Here is a 25,067-nt window from a genome sequence, read left to right on the forward strand (position 1 = left end):
TGATTCCAATTCGGGTTACTCAGCGTCCCGGCCCAGGTCGGGAGGAGACTCACTCTAGCAGTCGGGTTAGCGCTTGATAAGCCCGAGTCTGCTAAGATCGGCCTGGTCGTATTGGGGAAGCCTATGATTTCTCGTATTTATTCTCGTTTTTGTCAGACTCTGCCCGCGCCGGAAGGTTCCCGGGGCCTGCTGGTGGCCTTCAGTGGCGGGCTCGACTCCACTGTGCTGCTGGTGCTGGCGGCGCGTTTTGCCCGGGAGCAGGGCCTTGCCCTGCGTGCCCTGCACGTCCACCACGGCCTGAGCCCGCACGCCGATCACTGGGTGGCCCATTGTGAAGGGGTGTGCCGGCAACTGGCGGTGCCCCTCATGGTCGAGCGGGTGCAACTGCAGCGGGGCAGCGGCGACAGCCTGGAGGCCCAGGCGCGGGAGGCCCGCTACCAGCGTCTCGCCGCATGCCTGGGGGAGGGGGAGTGGCTGCTCACCGCCCATCATCAGGACGATCAGCTGGAGACACTGCTGCTGGCGCTCAAGCGCGGCGCCGGACTGCGGGGGCTGGCGGGCATGGTGCCGGACCAGCCCTTCGCCGGCGGCCGCTTGCTGCGCCCGCTACTCGAGGTGAGCCGGGCCGAGCTGGCGGTGCTGGCCGAGACCCTGCCCTATGGCTGGGTAGAGGATGAGAGCAACCAGGATGTGAGCTACGATCGCAACTTCCTGCGCCAGCAGCTCATTCCCCAGCTCAAGGCGCGCTGGCCTGCCATGGCCCAGACGGCGGCGCGCAGCATGGCCCTGTGCGCCGAGCAGGAGGCCCTGATCAACGAGCTGGCGGAGGCGGACTGGCAACAGGCCGGGGAGCGCGATGCGCTGCGCATCGAGGCGCTGCGGCCGCTCTCTCCGGTGCGGCGCAACAACCTGCTGCGCCACTGGATCCGCCGCCTGGGGGGGGAGATGCCGTCCCGGGAGCTGCTGGGGCTGCTGTGGCAGGAGGTGGCGCTGGCGCGCGAAGACGCCAACCCCAGGCTTAGCCTGCAGGGACTGGAGTGCCGCCGCTTTCAGGGGCGACTCCATCTGGTACCGCCCGGCCTTGTCCCCCGTGAGGAGGTGCTGCCCATCCGGGTGGGGGAGACGCTCTGCCTGCCGGACGGGCTGGGGACCTTCAGGCTGCTGTCATCGGATGGGGCAGAAGGGCTGCGCCCGCCACGGGCGGACGAGCCCCTGTCGGTGCGCTTCCAGGTGGCGCCAGGCGCCATGCTCAAGCCGGTGGGGCGGGTGGGCAGCCGGCGCTTGAAGAAGTTGCTGCAAGAGTACGGGGTGCCCTCCTGGCAACGGGGGCGCATCCCCATCCTCTATTACGGGGAGCAGGTGGCGCAGGTGGCCGGACTCTTCGTCTGCGACGGATTTCTGGCGTTTGGGGGGGGCATCAAGGGGGAGTGGCGGCGAGTCGTCGCCTCGGAGCTTGATTGATGACCGCTGCGATGGCGTGAGGCCGCCCTATTCGGACGGGCCGTTTACCCCGGGCCTTGACTGAACGCCGCTGAGGTGGCGTGAGGCCGCCCTATTCGGACGGGCCGTTTACCCCGGCCTTCTTGCGGGCGTAGAGGTGGGCATCCGCCGTGGCATAGAGGCGCTGCACGTCCATGCCCGAGTGCCAGCTGGCGGCTCCCAGGCTGCAGCCCACCGAGAAGGCGCTGAGCTCCTTGTGGCTGTGCAGCACATGTTGCAGCCGCAGCCAGACCGGGCGCCAGGCCTCGGGATCGGCGGGCTGCAGCAGCAGGGCGAACTCGTCGCCACCGAGGCGAAACGCCTGATCCGTGCCACGGATGCAGCCCTGCAGCAGCTGGGCGAAGCGGCTCAGCACCAGATCCCCCACCGGATGACCCCAGGTGTCGTTGACCTGTTTGAAGCGATCGAGATCCAGCAGCACCAGCACCAGACCGTGGGGCTCCCGGCAGTGTTGCTCCACCGCCCGGCCTATGGCCTCGTCGAAATAGGAGCGGTTGCCAAGCCCGGTCAGGTGATCGAGCCGCACCTGCTGCTCCAGCCGGCTCAGCCGCAGATAGAGCGGCAGGGGCAGGCAGAACAGCTGGTGATATTGCCCCAGCTGCCGCCGCTGGCTGTCGCTCAGGGGCTGCTCCAGCTCGTATTGCAGCTGTCCGAGCAACTGCTCGTGCTGGCCGCGCAGCTCGAAGCGATAGCTATGCAGCACCTGCCGGGCCTGGGGGGCGTGGGCGATGAGGCTGTGGGGCTGACCGCAGTCGAGGTGGAGCGTGTGGATCCGGACAATCTTTGCCACCCGCTCGGCAAAGATTGCCAGCAGGGCGTCAAGATCCCGTTGCCTCAGCAGCTCCTGAAGCTGCTGATAAGTATCCTGCCCGGTCAGCGGCGTGAGCCGCTCCATCTGCTGAACCCACTGCTCTATGCCATGTCCGAAGCCGTTCAAAGACGATGTGTTTTCCACGTTGCAGCCTTACACCTCTCCACTCATTGACCGGTTTCTTGCAATCCCCGTGCCCAAAATATGTTCGATGGAAAACAAGGGGGCTGGCTAGGCTTAGCAACATGAAACGGGAGGGGAAATAACCCCTGTGCGCCGCTGGCCGAGCGCCCGCAGCCAGGTCGGGATCCTGCCCGGCAGCGATGATGGCAGGAGGGGCCAGGGGTCAGAGGCGCCGCATCTTCGGGCCATGGGGACAGATAAGAGGGAGGGATGTGTGTACGCCGATGTGTTGATCCTGCTGCTCTCTGCCGTCCTGTTGGTGGCCATCTTCCGACGCCTCGGCCAGCCGGTGATCCTCGCCTATCTGTTCGTCGGCATGCTGCTCGGCCCCCACGGCGCGGCCATCGTCACCGGGCAGGCCATGATGCAGACCATAGGGGAGCTCGGCATCGTCTTCCTGATGTTCTCCCTCGGCCTCGAGTTCTCGCTGCCGCGCCTGCTCGCCATGCGCAAGCTGGTGCTGGGGGTCGGCGGCCTGCAGGTGCTGCTCACCTCATTGCTGTTCTTCTGGCTCGGCTGGTGGTGGGGCCTGAGCCTCCCCCAGGCGCTGGTGGTGTCCGGCACCCTGGCCCTCTCCTCCACCGCCGTGGTGATCAAGCAGCTCGGGGAGTTGCAGCAACTCCATACCCGGCGGGCCCAGCTCGGGGTGAGTGTCCTGCTGTTTCAGGATCTGGCGGTGGTGCCGCTCCTGGTGATGATCCCCATCCTGGCCCAACCCGAGGTGCAGGGCAGTGCCCTGCTGGCGGAGGTGGCCTGGGCCTCCCTCAAGGGGCTGTTCGCCCTGTCAGTCTTGCTCGCGGTGGGAAAGTGGTTGCTGCCCATGGTGTTTCACGAGGTGGCGCGGGCGCGCTCCGACGAGCTGTTCGTGCTCAGCACCCTGCTGGTGGCTCTGCTGGCGGCCTCCCTCACCCAGTGGATGGGGCTCTCCATGGCACTCGGGGCCTTCCTGGCCGGCATGATGCTGGGGGAGTCCCACTACCGCCATCAGCTGGAGGTGGACATCAAGCCGTTTCGGGACGTGCTGCTGGGGCTCTTCTTCATCACCATCGGCATGACCATGGAGTGGACACTGGTGGCGAACGCCTGGTGGCAGGTGCTGCTCTGCGTACTCGGGCTCATCCTGTGCAAGTCGCTGCTGGTGCTGCTGGCGGGCCGGCTGATGGGGGAGCGCAAGCGCGATGCCATGGCGGCCGGCATCATGCTGAGCCAGGTCGGCGAGTTCGGCTTTGTGCTGCTGGCGCTGGCGAGCCACCATGGCCTGCTCGGCCACGAGATGGTCTCCCTGCTCATCGGCGTCGGCGTCATCACCATTTCTCTCACCCCCTGGCTGGTGCAGCGGGCCCTGGGGCTGGCCCACTCCCTCACCGACGCGGCCCTGCTTTCCCGTGCCGGGGTCGCCCAGTCTGGGCTCAGCAAGCACCAGCACGTCATCATCGCCGGCTTCGGGCGCACCGGGCAGACCTGCGCCCGCTTCCTCAAGCTCGAGGAGATCCCCTTTCTCGCGCTGGATCTCGATCCCGAGCGGGTGAGCGAGGCCAAGCTGGCGGGGGAGCAGGTGGCATTCGGTGATGCCAGCCGGCGCGACATCCTGCTGGCGGCCGGTCTGATGCGGGCCCGACTGGTGATCATCACCTTCGACGACCGCAAGCGGGTCGATGCCATGCTGATGCAGATCCGGGCGCTGGCGGGGGATCTCAAGGTGCTGGTGCGCACCCGGGACGACAGCTTCCTCGAGCACTACAAGCAGGCCGGGGCCTTCGAGGTGATACCTGAGTCCCAGGAGGGGGCCCTGATGCTGGTCTCCCACCTGCTGGTCAACTGCGACGTCCCCCTAGGCCGGGTGATCAGGCGCATGGAGCACGAGCGCAGCAGCCAGTACCGTTTCCTGCACGGCTTCTACTGGGGCGATCAGAGTGCGGGCAACCTGGAGACGGATCAGTTGCTGGAGCGGCTGCACCCCGTGCTGCTGCACGATCAGGCCTGGGCTGTGGGGCGCCGGGTGCGGGAGCTGTCCCTGGGGGAGGTGCGCATCAAGGCGGTGCATCGCGGGGAGCGCAGCCTGGAGCCTAAGGCCGATCTGAGGCTGGTGGCGGGGGATCGGCTGGTACTGTTTGGAACAGCCGTGGCCATGGAGCAGGCGGAGCAGCGTCTGCTGGAGGGGCACTAGCTCTGCCCTCAACAGGCTTGAGGGCCCGAGCCCAGGTGGCGGCTATCCCTGGTGACGTAGCCTGTTCAGGCCTCCTCGCGGATCCGCTCTTCAATGTCGAGGAAGGACTCGATGTGCTGGCGCTGATCCAGCGCATCCTGATACCCCAGACTTATCAGCTGCTGGCAGTACCCCGGGTGAAACATCAGGAAGCTGGCCAGGCTGCTGCTCTCCTGGCCGTTCACCCCCAGCACCCGCAGCAGGCGACGCAACTGGGTCGGCAGCCTGGGCAGGTAGTCGAGGGCGATGAGATCCAGATCCTGGCTCGGCCTGATGACGCAGGTCTCCACCTGGCGCAGCTTCAGACGGTTGCGCTCCCGCGCCGGGATGAGGGAGAGGGTCTGGTTGATGCGCCCCAGCCGCTCCAGATCCGAATTGAGGGTGTCGGAGAAGACGGTGTTGAGCAGGTGGCTGGCGATGTTGGAGCTGGTCAGGTGGCTCTGACGGGGGGTCGTGCTCTCCTGACGGGGGGAGTCCAGGGTCACCAGCAGGATCCGCTCCGCCCCCAGGTGAATGGCGGGGCTCAGCGGGCTCAGCTGGTGGATGGAGCCGTCACCGTAGAAGCGCTCGCCGATGGGGGTGGCCGGAAAAACGAAGGGCAGGGCCGATGAGGCCAGCAGATGATCCGAGGTGAGCAGGGTGCGCAGGCCGCGCCGCCTGGCCCGCTCCCAGGGCTGATGCTCGGCCCGCCCCTGGAAGAAGGTGGTGGAGAGGCCGTCGTCATAGTCGGAGGCGGTGATGGCGATGGCCTCCAGACTGCCGTAAAGGATGTTGTCATCGATGCGGTGATAGTCGATGAGCTGATCCAGCAGGCGGCGCAAGGGGGCGTTGTCGAACAGGTGGAAGGCGCGGTTGCTCTGGGGGCTGATGAGACCGGCCGAGCCCTGATAGAGGGTGCGCCACAGCAGCTGGCAGGGATGGAAGTCGAAGATGTGATGGGTCTCGAAGCGGCGCCAGACCCACTCCAGCTTGCGTACCCCCAGGTGAAAACAGGAGGCGTAGCAGGCCAGTGCCGTGATGTTGAGGGCCCCCGCCGAGGTGCCGCACAAAATGGGGAAGGGGATGCCGAGGTTGCGGGGGTAGAGCTCGGCCACCGCCTTGAGGACGCCGACCTGATAGGCGGCGCGAGCACCACCACCGGTCAACAGGAGAGCTGTATTGGGTTTGGCCATGCTGCTGTCCTTATTGTGATAGCGCCACGGCTGATATAAATAGGTCGGCCATGATGCTGCGCCTTATTGTGATTGCAAGGGCGGGTTGCCACCGCGCAATTTAACTATAAGACGTTGTATCCCGGATAAAAATGGGCCGCCTCATCATTTTTTGAGGCGACCGGTGCGCCGGGATCAGGCCGTGCCTCCGGGCTGGGTCAGCTGATCGAAGGCGGCGAAGACGGGCGGGCTCGCCAGGATGCGACCATGGCCTAGCCCACGGGTGCTGACCAGCCGGGTGCGGCCATCCTCTACCGCCCGCAACGAGTCCTTATGGGGGGCGAACCTGTCCTCCTCGTCGTGAACGATAAGGGCCGTCCCCTGGCGACGGGCGAGGCGACCCAGGGGATCGACAGTGTTCAGGGGATGCTGGTATTCGTGCTCGATCTCCTTGACCACAGCATCGAACAGCCGGATGGAGTAGCCGGAGCGGGCCACCATGCCATAGAGCTGGGGCACGTAGTCGAGCACGGGCGAGATGAGCAGCAGCGGCAGCGCGTCGAGGGCGGGGTGGTGGCTGCTGAGGGTGACGGCGCCCCCCATGCTGTGGGTGATGACTCCCTGGACCGGGCCGAGGCGCGCGAGGATCTCGTCGAAGGCGCGCACGAAGCGAGGCAGGTGCCCAGTGCTGCCCTCGCTCTGGCCGTGGGCGGGGTGATCATAGGCCAGCGCCGTGAAGCCCTGGGCCGCGATGTGGCTCATCAGCGGGTAGAACTGGCTGGCACTGCCGGACCAGCCGTGCATCAGCAGCCAGACCGGCCCCTGGCCGAGCCGGTAGCTCATCAGGGTGCCCTCGCCGGTGTGGATGGCCTGCTGCACCAGCCCGGCGGGGGCGGCAACCTCACGGGTGGGGCGCTGGGGGGTGAGCAGCAACTTGCTGGCGGTGCGTTTGGCGTGGGCCGGGGCCAGCGCGTGGTGCAGACGGGTGCCAAGCCCCAGCAGCAACTTGCTCGGGCTGACGCGGCGGGTGTTGAAATAGATCTTGCTGCTCATGGTCATCCTGTGGTTTTTATGTGCGAACGGTCGTGCTTTTTTGTCTGTTTTTAAAAAGAAGGGCCAGAACCTCAGCGCCAGCTGGTCAGCAGATCTTCCACCTCGGGCCAGAAGTGGCGGGCCGGATCCTGACACAAGTCCAGGGCATTGAACACCTGATCTCCCAGATAGAGGCCATAGAGCCGGTAGACGGCGCGCCAGGGATCCAGATCCCTGCGCCACTCTCCCTTCTCCTGGCCCTGCACCACCTGGCGAGCCAGGTAGTCGAGCCAGAAGCGCACCAGCTGGCGGGCCGCCTGTTGCACCTCCCCCTCCTGGGCCGAGGTCCAGGCATCGAGGAACATGCAGCGTCCGGCAAAGCTCTGGTTCCAGGCCAGCCAGGCCTGCAGCAGGGCCAGCAGTTTCTCCTGCTGGGTGCCGTGCTGCTGCTGGCGCACCGGCTGGATCACCCGCTCCCTGAACACCTCGGCGGAATGGGTGAGCACGGCGATCTGCAGGTTGTCGCGAGACTGGAAATGGGCAAACAGGCCGCTCTTGGACATCTCGCACGCACTGGCCAGGGAGCCTATGGTCAGGCTCTCCAGCCCTTGCTGGCTCGCCTGCTCGAAGGCTGTCTGCAAAATGGTGTCGCGGGTCAGGCGGCCCTTGCTCATCGCACTCTCCTCTCTGGGTTCTGCAGCATAAAGTACGATCGTGCTAATTGTCGAGCAACCAACGCCCATTGTGGTGGAGCCAAGGGGCTCAGCTCTCCTTGATATCCATCTGCTGCAGGGCGATGACCGCCTGGGTGCGGTTCTTGACCCCGAGCTTGCGGAGTATAGGCGTGATATGGGCCCTGAGGGCGGCAAGGGGCTCAGCTGTCCTTGATATCCATCTGCTGCAGGGCGATGACCGCCTGGGTGCGGTTCTTGACCCCGAGCTTGCGGAAGATGGCGGTGATATGTGCCTTGATGGTGGCTTCGGAGACGTTGAGTTCCCAGGCGATCTGCTTGTTGAGGCTGCCGTCCCGCAGCATGATCAGCACCTTGTATTGCTGGGGGGTGAGGCTGGCCAGCTTGCTGGCGAAATCGGGGCCATCCTCGGACTCGGGGTGGAGGGAGATCCCTTCCGGCACCCAGTTGTCCCCCCCGATCACCGTATTGAGGGCGCTGACCAGCTCCTTCATGGGCACCGACTTGGGAATGAAGCCGAGCGCGCCGAGTCGCAGCACCTGCTGGATGATGGCGGCATCTTCCGAGGCGGAGACCACGACGATGGGGAGATCCGGGTACTGGCCACGCAGATAGGCCAGCCCCTCGAAGCCGTTGGCGCCGGGCATCTTGAGATCGAGCAGCAGCAGATCGACTTCCGGGTGCTCCGCGAGCAGGTGGGTCAGGCTGTCGATGGAGTCGGCCTCCAGCAGCCTGGCCTCGTCGATGGCCATGTGCACCGCTTGATAGAGGGCGCCCCGAAACAGGGGGTGGTCATCTGCGATGACGATGGTAAATTGGCTGTCCATTGCTCACATTTTTGCTAACTGATTGTTTTGAAAAATCAAACTAGCACTGCTCCCCAAGGGGGTCAAACCCGCGGGTGCGCAAATGTGAGGCGACCGTCGGATGTCGTGCCAGCGGGGCCGACGGGATGGTCATGAACAACCCAACGCAGGAGGCAATCCATGGGATCCCTGGTATTGACGGTAGGCACAGGTTCCACCTGGGCGATGCGGGCGTCGCTGGTACTCGCCATGAGCGGGCTGGAGTGGCAGGAGCAGGTGTTCGATCTGGAGGATGCCAAGGCGTTGGCGCGGCTCAAGCGCACGGCGCCGGCCGGGCTGGTGCCCTGGCTGGACGACGGCGAGTTGCGGATCCACGACTCCCTCGCCATCGCCGAGTATCTCCACGAGCTGTGCCCGTCGCGCCACCTCTACCCCCTGGACCGTGCCGAGCGGGCATTGGCCCGCAGCCTCTGCGCCGAGTTGCACTCGGGCTTTGGCCAGATCCGCAGCCGTCTGCCCTTCTTCCTCGGCGCACCGACCCAGAGCGAGCCCCCGGTGGAGACCCTGGGGGAGCTGGCCCGGCTGCAGACGCTCTGGTCACAGGCTCGGGGGCCCTTCTACTTTGAGGAGGCGGGGATCCTGGATGCCTTCTACGGGGTGATGGCCTATCGGCTGGCGAGCTATGGCATTTCGCTGCCCGGTCAGGCGGGGGCCTATCAGCAAGCCTTGCTGGCCTGGCCCCTGTGGCAGGAGACCCTGGTCAAGGCGCGGCTGCAGTGGCCGGCCATCGCCCGCCAGCCGGCATGAGGTGACCGGGCCTGCGCAATGATAGAGAGGGGAGCCACTGGCTCCCCTCATCGTTTGTCCGATACGGGCCCGATTATGGCTGCCGGCCGGCGAACACCACCACCACCTTGTCCTCCCCCTTCTCCCGCACGAAGGCGTAGGGGGCATCGGACAGCTTCTTGTGGCTGCCTGCCGCCACCGCCGGGTGGGCGGCGCGGAACTGGCCGAGTTGCTGCCAGTGCTTGACCAGCTCGGCCTTGTCGCCACTCCCCAGCTCCTGCCAGTTCATGTCGGATCGCACGCTCTGATCGAACACGCCGCCATCCTTGGCGAGCCCGCGGCCGGACTCGTCCCCGTAGTAGAGCTGGATGCCCCCCGGCAGCAGCATAAAGCTGTTGGCTACCCGTCGTTGCAGCGGCACGTCCTGATAGTCGCCGAAGAACAGCTTGGTGTCGTGGGAGCTGATGTAGCTCAACACGTTGAACTCGGGATCCTGGTTGATGCGGCTGGCGTAGCTGGCATAGGTGGGCTCGGCGCCCGCCATGCACTGGGCCTGGGGCAGGGCGAACTCCCGCTGATAGTCGAAGTTGATCAGGGAATCGAAGCCGTTCTGGTACCAGAAATCCTTGGCGACCCCGTGATCCCACACCTCGCCCACCATGTAGAAGGGGAGGTTGTCGAGGGCCTTGTCCGGGTTGGCGGCCTTCCACTCCTTGAGCGCCGCCGTGCCCGCCTGCTTGAGTTTGGCCCAGACCGCTGGCTCCAGGTGCTTGACGGTGTCGGCCCGGAAGCCGTCGATGCCGAAACGGCGCACCCAGTCGGTGTGCCAGGCGATGAGGTAGTCGCTCACCGTGGCGTCGGGCAGGGTCTTGGCGCGGGTGTCTTGTTTCGCCGCCAGCAGTGGCGGCAGGCCCACCGGCTTGCTGGATTCGGTCAGGAAGTCCGGCAGCCCCGCCACCGAGCCGGTGACGTCGTCGGTGCCGGGTTGGGGGTAGCCGGGCAGACCGGCGCGCACCCAGTCAGGGCCCCACCATTGGCTGCTCCAATCGCTCGATTGATAGTCGATGAACTGGTTGTAGCCATGCCAGTTGAGGCCGCCGCTCGGGCGCCATTCGTTCCAGCGACTCGGCAGCTTGCCGGTGTTCTGGGTGAGATCGGTGAGCCCCAGATCCTGCAAGTCGGCGAGGGTGGCGTAGCCTGCGTGGTTCATCACCACGTCCAGGATGATCCTCATGCCACGCTTGTGGGCTTCGTCCACCAGGGTTTTCAGGCTCTCCTCGTCGCCGTAGTTGGGGTCAATCCTGGTGAAGTCGAGCGCCCAGTAGCCGTGGTAGGCGTAGAAGGGGAAATTCCCCTGTTCGCCACCGCCGATGAAGCCGTGCACCTGCTCCACCATGGGGGTGATCCAGATGGCGTTCATGCCGAGGCTCTTGATGTAGTCGAGCTTCTCGGTCAGCCCCTTGAAGTCGCCGCCATGCCAGGTGGCCACTTCGTCCTGACCATCCTTCTGGCGGCCGAAGCTGTGATCGTTGGCCGGGTCGCCGTTGTGGAAGCGGTCGGTCAGCAGGAAATAGACGCTCGCCTGATCCCAGCTGAAGGGGGCCGCCTTGGTCGCCTCGACCGGCTCTAGCAGCAGCAGGCCGCCGCTCTCCTTGGATGGGGTCAGGGTCAGCTTGCCCTGTGTGACCACGGCTTCTTGTTTCGAGTAGGCATCCCGCAGCCGGGTGCCGTCGGGCCAGACCCCCTTCAGCGACACCCTCACCGGGCCGCCATCCCAGCTGATGCAGGGCTCCGTGGGGGGTTGGCGCTTGAACTCGCTCTTCTTGGTCGCCCGCAGCACCTTGAGGCTGGGGGTATCCGGGTTGAAGGTGAACTCGTAGTCACCGGCCAGCATCACCCTCAGGGTGAAACTCGCCCCCTTGCTGCACTTGTCCATGGGCTGGGCTGTGCCGAAGGGGAGGGGCCTGGCCTCGGTCGGCCCGAAGCTGGTGCCACAGCTGTTGCCCGCATCGCTGATGCGGATCTGGTGGCTCCCCTTGTCCAGCCTGTGGGTCAGGGTGACTGTGCCCTTGTCCAGCGTCAGCGCCTCGGCCACCGGTTTGCCATCCACGTGGAGATGCACCTCGGGGGCGGCCAGCGCCTGACCGACGAACAGCGGCGTGGCCAGCAGGGCGAGCCACAGGGAGGATGGGCGGAGATCGAAACGAGGCGAGGGACGCATAGGCCATTCCTTGAGCTGAGTGAGGAGATCGGGTTCCGTTGAGGCACTCATTCTAGGGGCCCAGCGGGTGGGCTTGGACCGGCAAAATGCCGATTTGTGAGGTCAGTTCAAATGGTTACGTTTTCAAGCCCGGCAAAGTGTGATGGCCGCCCTGCTGCCCGAAGCGCGGCGCCATAAAAAATGCCGGTCGATGGACCGGCATGTTCAGGTGGGGCTGTTCGCCTGCGGGCGAGCGCTCGTCAGACGGTAAAGAACTTGAAGTTGACGAAGGCCACCGCGATGAAGGAGGCGACCATGCCGCTGATGCAGAGCACCGCAGGGCGGATGGAGGGCCAGCGATGGGCCAGCAAGATGATGGCCAGCAGGGTCGGGTAGAGGCCGAACATGTAGCGCGGCATGGCGTTGAGCCCTGTCATCAGCGGTATGGTGCAGCAGATGAACATCAGGGTCGCCTCGGCCCAGCGCTTCTGGCTGAACAGGTAGCCGTTCAGGCACCAGCCGAAGATCACCATGATGGAGAGGTAGGCCTTGCGACCGCCCAGCTCGAAGCCGCTCAGCCACCAGTCCAGGGGGCTGTCCATGTAGCGACCCCAGGCGACCTGGATGTGCTTGAAGGCGAGCGCATCCCCGGTCAGGTGATAGAGGTAGACCATGTAGGAGAAGAGGCCGAGGGGGATGAGCCAGAGGGTGAACACCACCTTGAAGGCCCGCTCGGTGAAGCGGAAGAACTCGCGCCAGCCATAGGCCTGCAGCGCCAGGATCAGCACGGGGAACACCATCATGACCCCCAGGTTGCGGGTCCCGGAGATGAAGATGCCGAGGAAGGCGACCATCAGCCACTGCTCGCGGTAGGCGAACAGGAACATCCCCAGCATCAGCGCCATGAACATGGACTCGGTATAACCGGAGACGAAGTAGGCGGAGAAGGGGGAGAAGGCCAGTAGCCAGACCCCGAAACGGGCGGTCTCGTCCCCCAGCTTGAGCTGGCGCAGCACCAGCAGCATCAGCGGCAGGCTGATGAAGAAGGCGATGTTGGCCACCAGCATCAGGCCGATCAGGCTCTCCATGTTGAGCAGGCTGGAGAGCCCGCCGGCGAGCATGGGGTAGAGCGGCATGAAGGCCCAGTTCGCCGCGTTGCCCTTGCTCAGCCAGCGCGGGTAGAGGTCGTAGCCGTTCTCTATGATGCGCTGGAACCAGACGCAGTCGAACTGGCAATAGGCTTGCAACGGGCCTATGTCGGGGGCGCCGTAGAGCTGGACACCGAAATAGCCCATGCCGTACAGGGCCACCCGGCTCAGCACGAAGGCGGCGATGATCATCAGCCAGTCGCGGCTGCTGATGCGCAGTGACGGGCGATAGGGGAGTGCATCCCCGGCGAGGGGAGGAGTATTGGTCATGTCATTCATCAGGCAAAAACCCAGACGCGAGAGAGTATGTAGGTGAGTACGGTAACGGTCAGGGTGGCAATCACCACCGGCAGCAGTCCGGAGAGGCCCGCAAACAGCAGGCCGCTCAGGATGAGGTTACGCACCGCCAGGGAGAAGAGGGCCACCAGCAGAAACTTGCTGGCGGCACCTTGCTTCTGGAAGGTGATGTAGCGATGGCCGAAAAACGAGAACCAGAACGCGATGGCAAAGGCCAGGGTCGTGACCAGATGCTCCGAGATGGCGGGCCAGGTGTGGAACAGGGCGATGGAGGTGCCCAGATCGACGAGGGTGGCCCCCCCGCCGACGAAACCGAAGCGAACCAGCCGCCAGAATTCCTCGCGGGAGATCATTGGGACGCCGGCTCCTGCTTGTCCGCATCCTGCGCCTTCTCACTCTGGGTTGCCGCCGCATCCGGCTGCTTGCCCGCATCCTGCCGGGCATACTGGCCGTAGACGCCCTCGATGAGGTAGACGGGGCGCTGCTTCACTTCCACGAACATGCGGCCTATGTACTCGCCTATGATGCCGAGCGACAGCAGCTGAATGCCGCCGAGGAACAGCATCACCGACATCAGGGAGGCGTAACCCGGCACGTCTATGCCGAAGAAGAGCACCTGAGTGATGATCTTGAGGATATAGAGGAAGGCGATGAAGGAGACGCCGACCCCCACGTAGCTCCACACCCGCAGCGGCCAGCTGGAGAAGCTCATGAGGCCGTCGAGGGCGAAGTTCCACAGCTTCCAGTAGTTGAACTTGGTCTCGCCGGCGTGGCGGGCGGGACGCTCGTAGGGAACGCCGACGGCACGGAAACCGGCCCAGGCGAACAGCCCCTTCATGAAGCGGTTGCGCTCGGGCAGTTGCTTGAGAGCCTCGACCACCTTGCGATCGATGAGTCGGAAGTCACCGGCGTTCTCCGGCAGCTTGGTGCTGGTGGAGAGGGCGTTGAAGAAGCGGTAGAAGCCGCCTGCGGTGAGCCGTTTCATCGGGGTGTCGGCGCTGCGATCGACCCGGATGCCGTAAACGGTGTCGTAGTCACCGGTCTGCCACAGCTTGACGAACTCCAGGATGAGGGAGGGGGGATCTTGCAGATCCACGTCCATGGGGACCATGGCATCGCCCTTGGCCTGATGCAGGCCCGCGGTCATGGCCGCTTCCTTGCCGAAGTTGCGGGCCAGGTTGACCAGGGTCACGCGCGGGTCGCGGGCGATGGCCTGCTCGACCACTTCGCGGGTGCGGTCGCGGCTGCCGTCGTTGACGAACACGATTTCAAGCCGGTCTTTGAGGGGGGCCAGTTCGGCATCTATCGCGCTGATGAAGGCGTCTATGCTCTCTTCCTCGTTGTAAACGGGCACGACCAGAGAGAGTCGAAAATCGGCACGGGACATGGAAACTTCCTTATTGAAAGAATTATTTTATAAGACTACTACCGGGATCTTCAGCTTCACTGAGCGACGGTCAGACGTACCGACTGGACGTTGAGCGGTGTCGGAGCGGAGAGCGCCAGGAAGTTGGGATGCTTGGGATCGGCCGTCAGGGAGTCGCCCGGCAGGTTGAGCCGGATCTCGTTGATGCCCGCCTTGGCCAGCTTGACCGTGGTGGTGAAATCATGACCCAGGGCCACCTTGAGCAGGGTGCCTGCTTCCGGGCTGTTGATCCTGGCCTGGATGGTGAGCTGCTCAGGTTGGGCCTGCTGCTTGGGCAGCACGAAATAGAGGCCTCCCTTGCCACTGAGCTGGGTACCCTCGGCACTGGGCTTCTTGGCCCAGCCTTCGCTAGAGAGGAAGCGGCTCGGTTTGGTCAGGTTGAGCTCGTTGCCCGGCTGGTAAGTCATGCTGGAGTTGTGCTCCCAGAAGCGGGTCTTGCCTTCCAGGTAATAGAGCTTGTAAGCCAGGCTCACGTTGGGGTGAGCGGCCAGGTAGAGGGTGTAAAGGTAAAAACCGCTCAATGCCAGTATGGCAGCCAGAAAACCGAACTTTTTGTAGGTCATATTACTCACTCGATGCCCGACGGATAGGTAGGCTGGATTCGCGCATATGCTAATCCAATTGCAAAAAAAGCATAGTGGATCACAAAAATAAATTTGCTCACATATTAACCCCCAATCCCCCTGCAGACCAAGGGACTTTGGGGTCGTGCGCATCCTGCCTTCGCGGCGGGCTTGCAGCGCGGCCTGGGGCCCTGTCCCGCCCATGGCCGCATCAGGCAAATGGCTGATATTGCGCATTGCTGTGGCAGGATCTGTCGCCATTTCCCTTTGGCAGAATTAAGATGAGCCGTCCCGCCGTCAAGGATGACTCATGAGACTGCTAGCCCTGTGCCTGCTCTGCTGCCTGCCCCTTCACTCGCTGTTGGCCCAACCGCTCTGTACTTCTCCCCTGCGCGTCGGTTTCGACGACTGGCCCCCTTATCACTATTACCAGCAGGAGAACGGCCGCCGTGAGCTGCGCGGCTTCGCGGTCGAGTATCTCAACGCCGTCTCTGCCAGGCTGGGCTGCCGCCTCGTCTATCTGGAGCGTCCCTGGAAGCGGGGGTTGCACGATCTGGAACTGGGTCGGCTGGACATCGCCATGGAAGCCTATTTCGTTGAAGAGAGGACGCGCTATGCCTGGTTCTCCACCGCCTACAACCCGGGGCGCACGGCACTCTGGGTGCGCAAGTCCGGTGACAAGGGGGAGCAGGATCTGGCGAGCTGGCTGGCCAGGGGCAACAGGCTGGGGGTGACCAGGGACTACAACTATGGCCCCGAGATAGCCCGTCTGCTGCAGCGCTACCGTGCCCAGGTGAGCGAGGTCAATGACGTGCAAAACTATCGCAAGCTGCAACTGGGACGGATAGACGGATTTCTTGGGGATATTCTGGCCACCCCCTGGGGTCTGAAGAGAGAGGGACTGGCAGAGGAGATAGTCCCCCATATCATGGGGGTCTATGAGACGCCGACCTTCTTCATGCTGAGCAAGAAGACCTTGTCGGAGGCGTTTGTGCAGCGTTTCAACCAGGCGCTCGAGGCCGTTGGCAAGAGCGGGGAGCATGCGCTCATCTGGCGCCGTTACGTGCCCGCCCGCTAGCAAAGTCGCCAGCATTCACGCATCATGGGCACCTGACCGTGGCGCCTGACAGGCCGAAGTGAACCGATATGAGGTAAGCGTGGTAAGAAGCATGGGTAAGAAGTATTGGTTGGCATTGGCAAACCTTATCTGGCTGGGCTGCTGGCCGGCGGGAATGGTCCAGGCCAGCGCAGAACAGATGGTGGTGGCCAGTCCCAGCATCCAGCATGACTGGTATCAGAACAGCACCGCAGAGCAGGCGCGCCATGAGCTGGAACTGCAGCTGCAGGAGGCGGTGCTTGCCCAGCTGCACCCGGATTTCTACCGGCTCTGGCAGCAGTTGCAGAAGACCCCGGCCGACAGGCGCGGCGCCCTCTACGACGAAGCCTTCGGCAAGCTGGCGCGTTTCCAGCAGGCCTGGCGTGCCATGGATCTGGTCGCCCGCGAGCAGATGCAGACCCTCAAGCTCGATCTGACCAAGCCCCTGGCCCACGAGCCCCTGGGTGACAACCTGCTGGATCAGGTCAAACAGCTCAGGCCCCAGGTCGCCGAATACGAGGCCGTGCGCGACGAAGTGCGCAAGCTGCTGGCCATGCCGATGGCCAAGCACTGGCCGACCCTGGACATGCCGACCCTGCGGGCCGGGGAGAGCGCCACCGAGCTTGGGCAGATCCGCTCCATCCTCAACGAATTGGGAGACGGTGCCCCCACCCATCAGGACAGCCTCTACGACGCGGACACCGAGCAGGCCATCAAGCAGTTCCAGCGCCGCCACGGCCTGACCGCCGACGGCATCATAGGTCGCCAGACCCGCTCCTGGCTCAATACCGGGCCGCAAGTGCGTGCCAGCCTGCTGCTGCGCAACCTGTGGCGCCGGGATCTGGTGGATCACCTCGCCGGTCGCTACGTGCTGGTCAACATCCCGGATTACCGCCTGAGCGTGGTGGAGTCCGGCAGCGAGGTCTTCACCAGCCGGGTCATCGTCGGCAAGGAGCAGCGGGCCACCCCCATCCTCGCGAGCGAGATCCGCTCCATCGTGCTCAACCCCGCCTGGCACGTGCCGCGCTCCATCCTGAGCAAGGACATTCTGCCCAAGCTGGGTCGGGATCCCGCCTATCTGGACCGCGAGCAGTTCGAGGTGATCGACGGCGAGGGCAATCCGGTGCAGTTCAGCGAGGATGGCTGGCACCATGCGCTGGCGTCGGGTTTCCCTTACCGGTTGCGGCAAAAGCCGGGGGATCACAATGCCCTGGGGCGCTACAAGTTCTACCTGCCGAACAACGACGCCATCTATCTGCATTCGACGCCGCGCAAGGCCCTGTTCGAGCAGGGGGCGCGAGCCTTCAGCTCCGGTTGTATCCGGGTCGAGCACGCAGACGATCTGGCCGAGCTGCTGCTCGCCGACTCCCGCTATCAGCCGGACAAGGTGGCCAGCATACTGAAAGAGACCCAGACCAAGTGGCTGCCGTTGACCACCCCTATCCCTGTCTTCACCGTCTACTGGAGCAGCTGGATCGACGAAGAGGGGCGCCAGCAACTGCGCAATGACATTTACGGATTCGATCGAGTGAGCTTCCAGAGCCGCTTGCTGTGATCCCCGCCACAGAGTGAAGCGCCCGGCTCCTGCCGGGCTTTTTCATGGGCCTTTGCGGTTTGACATGACTTTTACGGGCGGGTAGTTTCGGCCTCTGTATCATATTCATTCACCACTGTTACTTCACTCTGGAATGGACGGACAACGGATGCTGGACCAAGAGATAAGCCGACGCCGTCTGCTGCTGGGGGCCGGTTGCCTGATGGGGGCCAGCCTGCTGTCGTTCCCGGCCGTGGCGAGCCGCAGCACGACGGGACGTGAACTCAGCTTCTTCAACCTCAATACCGGCGAGCGAGTCAACGCCAGCTATTGGGAGAATGGCCGTTATCTGAACGATGGCCTGGCGGAGCTCAACCATATCTTCCGCGACTATCGCCGCAACGAGGTGTTCAACATCGACAGGAAGCTGTTCGATCAGCTGTTCCTGCTGCAGCACAAGCTGGGCCGCAAGGGGGAAATTCAGCTCATCTCTGGGTATCGCTCCCCGGCCACCAATCGCCAGAAGCGCCAGCGCAGCCGTGGTGTCGCCAAGCACAGCTACCACACCCTGGGGCAGGCGGTGGATGTGCGCATCCCCGGCGTGCAGCTGGCGCACCTGCGCAAGGCGGCCCTGAACCTCAAGGTCGGCGGCGTGGGTTACTACCCCTCCGACAACTTCGTCCACCTGGATACCGGCCCGGTGCGCAGCTGGTAACGGGTTGGCACAGGGTGGCCTTGAGCTGCTAGGCTCTGGACACTATCCAGAGGAGAGACAGATGAAGCATATTTTGCTTGGCGGGCTGATCGCCCTGCTGCTGGCCGGGTGCAGCAAGCTGAACCGGGAAAACTACGACAAGCTGAAGATGGGGATCACCTATGCCGAGGCGAGCGCCATCCTCGGCAAGGCGGAGCGTTGCGACGATGCGCTCGGCACCACCAGCTGTATCTGGGGCGGTGAGGGCAAGAATATCAAGATCCGTTTCATCGCCGACAAGGCCACCTTCTTCAGTTCGGAAGGGATCAACTGAGTCAGTCTTTTCACTGTCATCAGCAACAAAAAAGCGCCATCCGGCGCTTTTTTGTTGCGTGCAATCCAGCCGATCCGGCCAGAAACTGGCGCGCTCAGTGGGTGGCGTACTGGTAATTGAAGGTGGGGAGTCCCCACTTGAAGCGCACCGCCAGCAGTCGCAGCACGAAGCCGATGCCGATGGCCCCGAAGGCGGCCCAGTCATTGGGCAGGCCCTGATCCAGCGCGAAGCAGTAGAGGGCGGCTGTCACCAGGGAGACGGCGGCGTAGAGCTCACGCTTGAACACCAGCGGGATGCGCTGGCACAGGAGATCCCGCAGCACGCCGCCAAAGACGCCTGTTACCACCGCCATGATGCAGGCGATGCCGGCCCCGTGGCCCATCTCGAGCGCCCGGGCGGCGCCAAAGATGGAGAAGACCACCAGCCCCAGGGCATCGAGGGCCAGGAACAGCTTGCCGAGATAGCGCATCAGCGGGGCCGAGATGACGCCCACCATGGCCGCCCCCGCCACCAGCAGCACATATTCGGGGTGCTCCACCCAGAGCAGGGGGTAGTGGCCCAGCAGCACATCCCGGATGGTACCTCCCCCTATGGCCGTCGCCGAGGCGATGATGACGACACCAAACAGATCCATCCGCCGCCGACCCGCCGCCAGCGCGCCAGTCATCCCTTCGGCCACCAGGCCGAGCAAGAAGAGTGCATGTAACATGAGTTATCCCAGGGTGCGAGAAAGGCCCGCATCCTAACAAGCCTGGTCTGGCACGACAAGCACTCTCATGTTTGCATTAGATTAAGTAATGAAAAGGGGGCTTATGCCCCCGTTTTTGGTTATGAGTGCTCGGCTCAGCGGCGAAGCTGCTCGCTGCGATACTGATCCACCCACATGGCGGTGGCGCCACAGATGGCGACCGGCATCACGAACAGATTGACCACGGGAATGGCGGAGAAGAGGGTGACCAGGGCACCGAAGCTCAGGCACTTGCCGCGGCGCTGCTTCAAGGCATCGCGCATGGTGATGAAGTCGATCTTGTGGTTGTCGAACGGGTAGTCCACATACTGGATCGCCATCATCCAGGCGCTGAACAGGAACCAGAGCACGGGTGCCAGGGTCTGGCCCACCACCGGGATGAGGAACAGGATCAGGCAGCCGATGGCCTTGGGCAGGTAGTACTTCAGCTTGGTCCACTCGCGGCTGAAGGTGCGCGGCACGTCCTTGACCACGTCCAGCATGCCGGTGTCGCTCACCGCCTCGCCGGTGAGGATCTGTTCCACCTTCTCCGCCAGCAGGCCGTTGAAGGGGGCCGCTATCCAGTTGATCACCGAGCTGAAGATGAAGGAGAACACCACCAGTATGGTGATGAGGGCGATGGGCCACAGCAGGTAGTCGAGCCAGGAGAGCCAGCTCGGGATCTGCTGATGGAGCCAGGCGAACAGGCCGTCGAGTTGCAGCAGCAGGGCATAGAAGGCGCCGGCAAACAGCACGAAGTTGACCAGCAGGGGGATCAGCACGAAGGTGCGGATCCCCGGCTGGCGAATGAGGGAGAAGCCGCGCAGGAAGTAGTCTGCACCGCTGACCGAATCTTTGACCATGTGAGGAGATTGGCTCATCTGAGATCCATCAATGAATGGGTAGGGTGCCAGCATATTACAAACAAGCCTCCAATTTGGTAAAGTCGCGAACTATTCCCGAAATCCCGTCCGGTCAGGCCGGACGTCGGATGATATGGGTGTGCTGGCTGCCTACGTAGTCCCAACAAGGCCGGGTTCGGATCTGGTAAAGTCGCGAACTATTCCCGATATCCCGTCCAGTCAGGCCGGATGCTGGATGATATTCGTGGGCTGACTACCTGCGCACGACCAACAAGGCCGGGTCCGGATCTGGTAAAGTCGCGAACTATTCCCGATATCCCGTCCGGTCAGGCCGGACGTCGGATGATATTCGTGGGCTGACAGCCCGCCCGCCGCCTCTTCATTTTGCCACTGACACGGGTCGCCATGCGTCTGAAACTGATCAAACTCGCCGGCTTCAAGTCGTTCGTCGAGCCGACCCGCATCGAACTGTCGGCCGACATGACCGCCGTGGTGGGCCCCAACGGCTGTGGCAAATCCAATGTCATCGACGCCGTGCGCTGGGTGCTGGGGGAGAGCTCGGCCCGCCACCTGCGCGGGGAGAACATGACGGACGTCATCTTCAACGGCTCCATCAACCGCAGCCCCCACGGCCGCGCCTCGGTGGAGCTGGTGTTCGACAATCCCCACAACCGGGTGCCCGGTGAATTTGGCCGTTATACCGAGATCTCGGTGCGCCGCGAGGTGCTGCGTGACGGCTCCAACCACTACCAGATCAACGGCCAGAAGTGCCGTCGCAAGGATGTGACCGATCTCTTCCTCGGCACCGGCCTGGGCCCGCGCAGCTACGCCATCATAGAGCAGGGCACCGTCAGCCGGCTGGTGGAGTCGCGCCCGGCGGACCTCAAGCTCTTCATGGAAGAGGCCGCCGGGGTCTCCCGCTACAAGGAGCGGCGCCGGGAGACAGAGCAGCGCATCCGTCACACCCAGGAGAACCTGGAGCGCCTCGGCGACATTCGTGGCGAGCTGGGTTCCCGCCTCGAGCACCTCAAATCCCAGGCCGAAACCGCCGAGCGCTACAAGCAGCTCAAGAGCCGCAGTCGCGCCGCAAGGGCCGAGCTCATCGGCTCCGAGCTGTGGGCGCTGGAGACCCGCCTCGGCGAGGCCAAGAACGAGCTGGCCCAGGCAGAGCAGGCGCTGGCGGCGCTCGATGCCAAGCGCACCGCGGGCGAAGGGCGCCACGTCACCCTGTCGGTGGCCCGCCAGGAGGCCCAGGCCGAGCAGGCGAGTCGTCAGCAGCAGATCTTCCTCGGCGGCCAGGCCATCGCCCGTCTCGAACAGCAGCAGCTTCACCAGACCGAGCTCGGTCGCGACTGGCAGGTGCGGCGTCAGGCTCTCGGCGAGCGCATCGACGGCATCAAGGCCCAGCTGGCCAGCCAGCAGGATCAGCAGGCCGAGGGTGTCCTCCAGGGGGAGGTGGAGTCGGCTCGCCTCGAGCAGTGTGAGCAGTTACTTGCCGATCAGCAGGCCGTTCGCCTCGCGGCTGGCGAGCGGCTTGAGCTGGCCCGCCAACACCAGCAGCAGTGGCAGCAGCAGCTCGGCCAGGCACAGGGCAGGCTCAACCAGACCCGTGCCCAGCGAAGCGGCCTGCAGGAGCTGCAGGCCAAGACCCGGCTGGCGCGACTCAAGCTGGAGGATGAACAGGCCGGCCCCCTCGGCGGGGAAGGTGAGAGCCTGCAGCCCGCGCTGGATGCCCTGTCGGATGCGCTGGCACTCTCTCGTGCCCGCCACGAGGCGTTGGAACAGGCGTGGCAGGCCGGCGTGGCCAGCCACGAGGCCCTCAAGGGACAGCGGGATCGGCAGGGCGGCCTGTTGCGCGAGCTCGGCGCCCGCCTCACAACCCTTGATCAGATTTTGGGGGAGCAGATGCAGGGCGCGACCCTGGCGGATCGGCTGCAGGTCGCTCCCGAGTGGGCCCAGGCGCTGGACAAGGTGCTCGGGCGCTGGCTCACCGCCCAGCCGGGGGACCAGTGCAACCTCGAGCAGGGCGGGCTCTGGATTGGCCCGGCTCACCCTGCGGTGCCCGGCACCCTGGCGGCCCGGCTCGAGGGGGATCACATCCCCGCCTTCCTCAACGTCATCTGGCTGGCCGATGACAGGGAGGCGGCCCTGGCCCGCCAGTCATCCCTCCTGGCCGGTGAGTCTGTGCTGACCCCGGCGGGGGACTGGTTTGGCCCGAACTGGGCCGATCTCGGCCAGGGCGGCGCCCTCGGCACCCTGGCGCTGCTCGGTGAACGTGAGCGGTTACACACCGAACTGGCCGCTGGGGAGCAGGCGCTGGTTCAGCTCGATGCCCAGTTGAAGGCCGCCGATGCCGACCGTGCCCATTTGCACAGCGCCCTTGAGGCGAGCCAGCGCACCCTGCGCGAGCAGGAGCAGAAATGGCAGCAACTGCGGGAAGCCTGGAGCCTGCAGCAGGGTCAGCGTCAGGAGCGGCTGCTGCGCCTCGGCCAGCTGGGGGAAGAGTTGACCCGGCTGGACAAGGAGCAGGCCGAGGAGGCCGAGCGGCTGACTGCGGTCCAGCAGCAGCTCGAGCTGGAAGAGGCGCACCTTGCCGAGCTGCAGGAGCAGGGGGAGCCGCTGGCGGAGGCACTCTTGCTGGCCCAGGAGGGGGTCGCCAGTGCCGAGCGGGCGCTGGAGGAGGCGCGTGCGCGCCGGGAGCAGCAGCAGGCAAGCTGCCAGCGCTGGCAACTGGCGCAGCAAAATCTGGCGCAGCTCATCGCCCTGCGCGAGCAGGAGCTGGCCCGGCTCGGGCTGGAACTGGCCGAGCTCAAGGGGCCGGACGCCCAGGCGGTGCAGGACATCTCGCCCCTGCTGGCGGAGCAACGCAACCTGGAGGCGCAGCAGCTCGCCTGCCATCAGCGGCTCGCCGAGCTGGAGCGTCAGCTGACCGAGCTGGAGCAGGCCAGAAGCGCCGACCACAAGCAGCTGGTGGCCCTGCAGGAGAAGCTCGCCCAGCTCAGGCTGGAGCGGGAGCGCAACCTCACCCGTCGACAGGGGCTGCACGAGCAGTTCGAAGAGCTGGGCGTGCGTCTGGTGGATCTCGATCAGGCGGTGCTGATCGCCGCCGATCGCGGCAAGCTGCGCCAGGAGATCCAGACCCTGGAGACACAGGTGGAGGCACTTGGCGCCATCAACCTGGCGGCGCTGGAGGAGTATGAAGAGGCGAAAACCCGGGCAAGCTACCTGGAAAACCAGTGCCAGGATCTGGAGCAGGCGCTGGAAACCCTGAGCCAAGCCATTAAAAGAATTGATAAAGAAACACAAATACGCTTCCGCGACACTTTCGATAAGGTCAACGAAGATTTAAAATCCCTGTTCCCGAAAGTGTTCGGGGGGGGCAGTGCCTGGCTTGAGCTGACCTCGGACGATCTTTTGGAAGCCGGAGTGAGCATCATGGCAAGACCTCCGGGCAAGAAGAATGCTACCATTGCCCTGCTTTCCGGGGGGGAGAAGGCGTTAACCGCCCTTGCGCTGGTTTTTGCCATCTTCAGACTCAATCCAGCACCCTTCTGTCTGCTGGATGAGGTGGATGCACCGCTCGATGAAGTGAACGTGGGTCGCTTCTGTTCTCTTGTCAAAGAGATGTCGAGCACAGTACAGTTCGTTTACATCAGTCATAATAAGGTCTCCATGGAGATGGCCGAGCAGCTGATAGGCGTCACGATGCAAGAGCCCGGGGTTTCTCGCATCGTGTCGGTTGACATCGGTGAAGCCGTCGCTTTGGCTGAGCAAAACTAGAAAGAGAAGCAGCTAATGCAGGAATTGCGTTACATCTTGGTTGCCCTGGGCGGTATTGCCATCGCGGCATTGCTCATTCACGGGTTGTGGAGCAACAGAAAGAACCGTCAGGCACCGATCAAGGAAAAACCCCTGGGTCGGATGGAATCCAAGTCACGGGATCGTGACAGCGATGCGTTTGACAGCGATGGCATCGGTCAGGTGCGCGTGGTCAGCGGTGGCCGTCGTGCCGAGCCCAAGCTGCGCAACGACGAGGCCCATCAGCCGGAACCCCGCCGTGCCGCCACAGTGCCCGCCTTCGATGAGGACGAGGATGACGAGCTGCCGCCGCCTGTGGTGCGCAAGCCTGCCCCCCGTCCGGTGACGCCGCCCCCCGTCTATGAAGAAGAAGACGAGTATGAGGAGCCGAGCGCCGAGCCTGTCGAAGAGGTGCCTGCCGCGCCGGTACGCAAGCCTGCCCAGGTGATCCGCCGCACCCCGGTGCACCGCTCCCGCCCCCAGCGCGAACCCATGATGCAGCCACTGGACGACGAGCCGCTGGTGGAGCCTGCTTACGCCCAGGCGCCGACCTTCGGTGCCCGCGAGCCCGCGCCGCAACAGCAAGCCCGCTATGCCCAGCCTGCGCCTGCGTACGAAGAGCCCGATTATGATGACGAGCCCGCCTACGAAGAGCCGGTCCAGGTGGCCGAGCCCGTCCAGGAGCTGCCGCCGGTCGAGAAGATCTGGCAGGATGTCTATGTCATCAACCTGATGGCCCGTCCTGGTCACGATCTGCAAGGGGCGACCCTGCTCTCCTCCCTGCTGGCGCTGGGCTTCAAGTTTGGCGAGATGGACATCTTCCACCGTCACGAGGATCTCAACGGCAAGGGTGAAGTGCTCTTCTCCATGATCAACATGGTCAAGCCGGGTACCTTCAACCCCTACCGCATGGAGCAGTTCAGCACCCCGGGTGTGTCCCTCTTCATGCAGCTGCCCCTGCGCAGCAATGCGGCCTTTGCGTTCGAGCACATGCTGCAGGCGGCGGATCAGCTGGCAAGCGATCTCGATGCCATGCTGACCGATGCCTCGCGCAGCCCGCTCAGCGACGACGACATTGCCCGTTATCGCCATGAGCTGGCCGCCTACGAGGCCAGCCGCGACTGATGCGCCATGTGGCCTCAGCCATGAAAAGTGCGGTACCCAGGTGCCGCATTTTCATTTCTGCCCCAGACTGATTGTTCCATCACACTTCGAGACTT

At 64.3% G+C, this 25,067-nt stretch carries 21 protein-coding genes; 9 read left to right on the forward strand and 12 right to left on the reverse strand.

Translation table 11 applies throughout. The annotated features are described in order from the left end of the window. The first annotated feature begins 123 nt into the window (after window positions 1-123). Window positions 124-1,461: a tRNA lysidine(34) synthetase TilS gene (tilS, locus tag AC1IN8_RS08470; RefSeq protein ID WP_479758615.1), complete on the forward strand. Its 1,338-nt coding sequence runs from the start codon at window positions 124-126 to the stop codon at window positions 1,459-1,461. A 91-nt stretch (window positions 1,462-1,552) separates the two neighbouring features. Here tilS and AC1IN8_RS08475 read toward each other — a convergent pair whose 3' ends face one another. Beyond that, window positions 1,553-2,455, reverse strand: a complete 903-nt coding sequence (locus tag AC1IN8_RS08475) for a GGDEF domain-containing protein (RefSeq protein WP_139436519.1) — start codon at window positions 2,453-2,455, stop codon at window positions 1,553-1,555. Between the two features lie 253 nt (window positions 2,456-2,708). Between AC1IN8_RS08475 and AC1IN8_RS08480 the strand changes: the two genes are divergently transcribed. Next, entirely contained in the window at window positions 2,709-4,661 is a 1,953-nt protein-coding gene (locus AC1IN8_RS08480) for a cation:proton antiporter domain-containing protein (protein WP_479758616.1), read from the forward strand. Between the two features lie 65 nt (window positions 4,662-4,726). Here AC1IN8_RS08480 and AC1IN8_RS08485 read toward each other — a convergent pair whose 3' ends face one another. The 4 genes from AC1IN8_RS08485 to AC1IN8_RS08500 all read right to left on the reverse strand — a co-directional run bounded on the left by AC1IN8_RS08485 (window position 4,727) and on the right by AC1IN8_RS08500 (window position 8,402). Continuing rightward, window positions 4,727-5,872 carry a patatin-like phospholipase family protein gene (locus AC1IN8_RS08485; protein ID WP_479758617.1) on the reverse strand — a complete coding sequence of 382 codons (1,146 nt, stop codon included), beginning with the start codon at window positions 5,870-5,872 and terminating at the stop codon, window positions 4,727-4,729. Between the two features lie 174 nt (window positions 5,873-6,046). Beyond that, window positions 6,047-6,904, reverse strand: a complete 858-nt coding sequence (locus tag AC1IN8_RS08490; RefSeq protein ID WP_479758618.1) for an alpha/beta hydrolase — start codon at window positions 6,902-6,904, stop codon at window positions 6,047-6,049. Between the two features lie 71 nt (window positions 6,905-6,975). Then, window positions 6,976-7,557: a TetR/AcrR family transcriptional regulator gene (locus AC1IN8_RS08495; RefSeq protein ID WP_139436515.1), complete on the reverse strand. Its 582-nt coding sequence runs from the start codon at window positions 7,555-7,557 to the stop codon at window positions 6,976-6,978. A gap of 200 nt (window positions 7,558-7,757) precedes the next feature. Beyond that, the gene (locus AC1IN8_RS08500) at window positions 7,758-8,402 is read right to left on the reverse strand and encodes a response regulator (RefSeq protein WP_005324525.1); all 645 of its coding nucleotides are present in this window, start codon (window positions 8,400-8,402) and stop codon (window positions 7,758-7,760) included. Between the two features lie 159 nt (window positions 8,403-8,561). Between AC1IN8_RS08500 and AC1IN8_RS08505 the strand changes: the two genes are divergently transcribed. Further along, window positions 8,562-9,188, forward strand: coding sequence for a glutathione S-transferase (locus AC1IN8_RS08505; protein WP_139436510.1), 627 nt, complete (start codon window positions 8,562-8,564; stop codon window positions 9,186-9,188). A gap of 73 nt (window positions 9,189-9,261) precedes the next feature. On the opposite strand, the gene AC1IN8_RS08510 is transcribed toward AC1IN8_RS08505, so the two are convergent. The 5 genes from AC1IN8_RS08510 to AC1IN8_RS08530 all read right to left on the reverse strand — a co-directional run bounded on the left by AC1IN8_RS08510 (window position 9,262) and on the right by AC1IN8_RS08530 (window position 14,801). Further along, window positions 9,262-11,388 (reverse strand): alpha-amylase, encoded by a 2,127-nt coding sequence (locus AC1IN8_RS08510; protein WP_479758619.1) that lies wholly within the window; start codon window positions 11,386-11,388, stop codon window positions 9,262-9,264. 239 nt (window positions 11,389-11,627) lie between these two features. Then, a complete protein-coding gene (locus AC1IN8_RS08515) occupies window positions 11,628-12,794 on the reverse strand; it encodes a hypothetical protein (RefSeq protein ID WP_139436507.1) in 1,167 nt (388 codons plus the stop codon). Then, entirely contained in the window at window positions 12,794-13,165 is a 372-nt protein-coding gene (locus AC1IN8_RS08520; protein WP_005324511.1) for a GtrA family protein, read from the reverse strand. The genes AC1IN8_RS08515 and AC1IN8_RS08520 overlap by 1 nt, the downstream gene beginning before the upstream one ends. Then, window positions 13,162-14,199 (reverse strand): glycosyltransferase family 2 protein, encoded by a 1,038-nt coding sequence (locus AC1IN8_RS08525; RefSeq protein WP_139436505.1) that lies wholly within the window; start codon window positions 14,197-14,199, stop codon window positions 13,162-13,164. Before AC1IN8_RS08525 ends, AC1IN8_RS08520 begins: the two co-directional genes overlap by 4 nt. Before the next feature lie 56 nt (window positions 14,200-14,255). After that, window positions 14,256-14,801, reverse strand: coding sequence for a hypothetical protein (locus AC1IN8_RS08530; RefSeq protein ID WP_025327877.1), 546 nt, complete (start codon window positions 14,799-14,801; stop codon window positions 14,256-14,258). A 310-nt stretch (window positions 14,802-15,111) separates the two neighbouring features. Between AC1IN8_RS08530 and AC1IN8_RS08535 the strand changes: the two genes are divergently transcribed. The 4 genes from AC1IN8_RS08535 (at window position 15,112) to AC1IN8_RS08550 (ending at window position 18,459) form a co-directional block, all read left to right on the forward strand. Beyond that, the gene (locus tag AC1IN8_RS08535; protein ID WP_247627047.1) at window positions 15,112-15,879 is read left to right on the forward strand and encodes a substrate-binding periplasmic protein; all 768 of its coding nucleotides are present in this window, start codon (window positions 15,112-15,114) and stop codon (window positions 15,877-15,879) included. Between the two features lie 91 nt (window positions 15,880-15,970). Further along, window positions 15,971-17,452: a L,D-transpeptidase family protein gene (locus tag AC1IN8_RS08540; RefSeq protein ID WP_319913176.1), complete on the forward strand. Its 1,482-nt coding sequence runs from the start codon at window positions 15,971-15,973 to the stop codon at window positions 17,450-17,452. Window positions 17,453-17,600: 148 nt separating this feature from the next. Next, window positions 17,601-18,146, forward strand: coding sequence for a peptidoglycan L,D-endopeptidase MepK (mepK, locus tag AC1IN8_RS08545; RefSeq protein WP_139436499.1), 546 nt, complete (start codon window positions 17,601-17,603; stop codon window positions 18,144-18,146). Window positions 18,147-18,207: 61 nt separating this feature from the next. Further along, on the forward strand, window positions 18,208-18,459 hold the full coding sequence (locus AC1IN8_RS08550; protein ID WP_202046917.1) for a DUF3862 domain-containing protein: 252 nt from the start codon (window positions 18,208-18,210) through the stop codon (window positions 18,457-18,459). Window positions 18,460-18,553: 94 nt separating this feature from the next. On the opposite strand, the gene AC1IN8_RS08555 is transcribed toward AC1IN8_RS08550, so the two are convergent. Together AC1IN8_RS08555 and cysZ are read right to left on the reverse strand one after the other, a co-directional pair. Further along, window positions 18,554-19,168: a trimeric intracellular cation channel family protein gene (locus AC1IN8_RS08555; protein WP_139751586.1), complete on the reverse strand. Its 615-nt coding sequence runs from the start codon at window positions 19,166-19,168 to the stop codon at window positions 18,554-18,556. Window positions 19,169-19,302: 134 nt separating this feature from the next. Further along, on the reverse strand, window positions 19,303-20,067 hold the full coding sequence (gene cysZ / locus AC1IN8_RS08560) for a sulfate transporter CysZ (protein ID WP_042649502.1): 765 nt from the start codon (window positions 20,065-20,067) through the stop codon (window positions 19,303-19,305). 387 nt (window positions 20,068-20,454) lie between these two features. Here cysZ and AC1IN8_RS08565 point away from each other — a divergent pair, with 387 nt between their 5' ends. Next, the gene (locus AC1IN8_RS08565; protein ID WP_479758620.1) at window positions 20,455-23,829 is read left to right on the forward strand and encodes an AAA family ATPase; all 3,375 of its coding nucleotides are present in this window, start codon (window positions 20,455-20,457) and stop codon (window positions 23,827-23,829) included. Between the two features lie 15 nt (window positions 23,830-23,844). Next, window positions 23,845-24,972 carry a cell division protein ZipA gene (gene zipA, locus AC1IN8_RS08570; RefSeq protein ID WP_265437275.1) on the forward strand — a complete coding sequence of 376 codons (1,128 nt, stop codon included), beginning with the start codon at window positions 23,845-23,847 and terminating at the stop codon, window positions 24,970-24,972. Window positions 24,973-25,067: the final 95 nt, after the last annotated feature.

The sequence above is a fragment of the Aeromonas sp. 130281 genome (assembly GCF_056642115.1).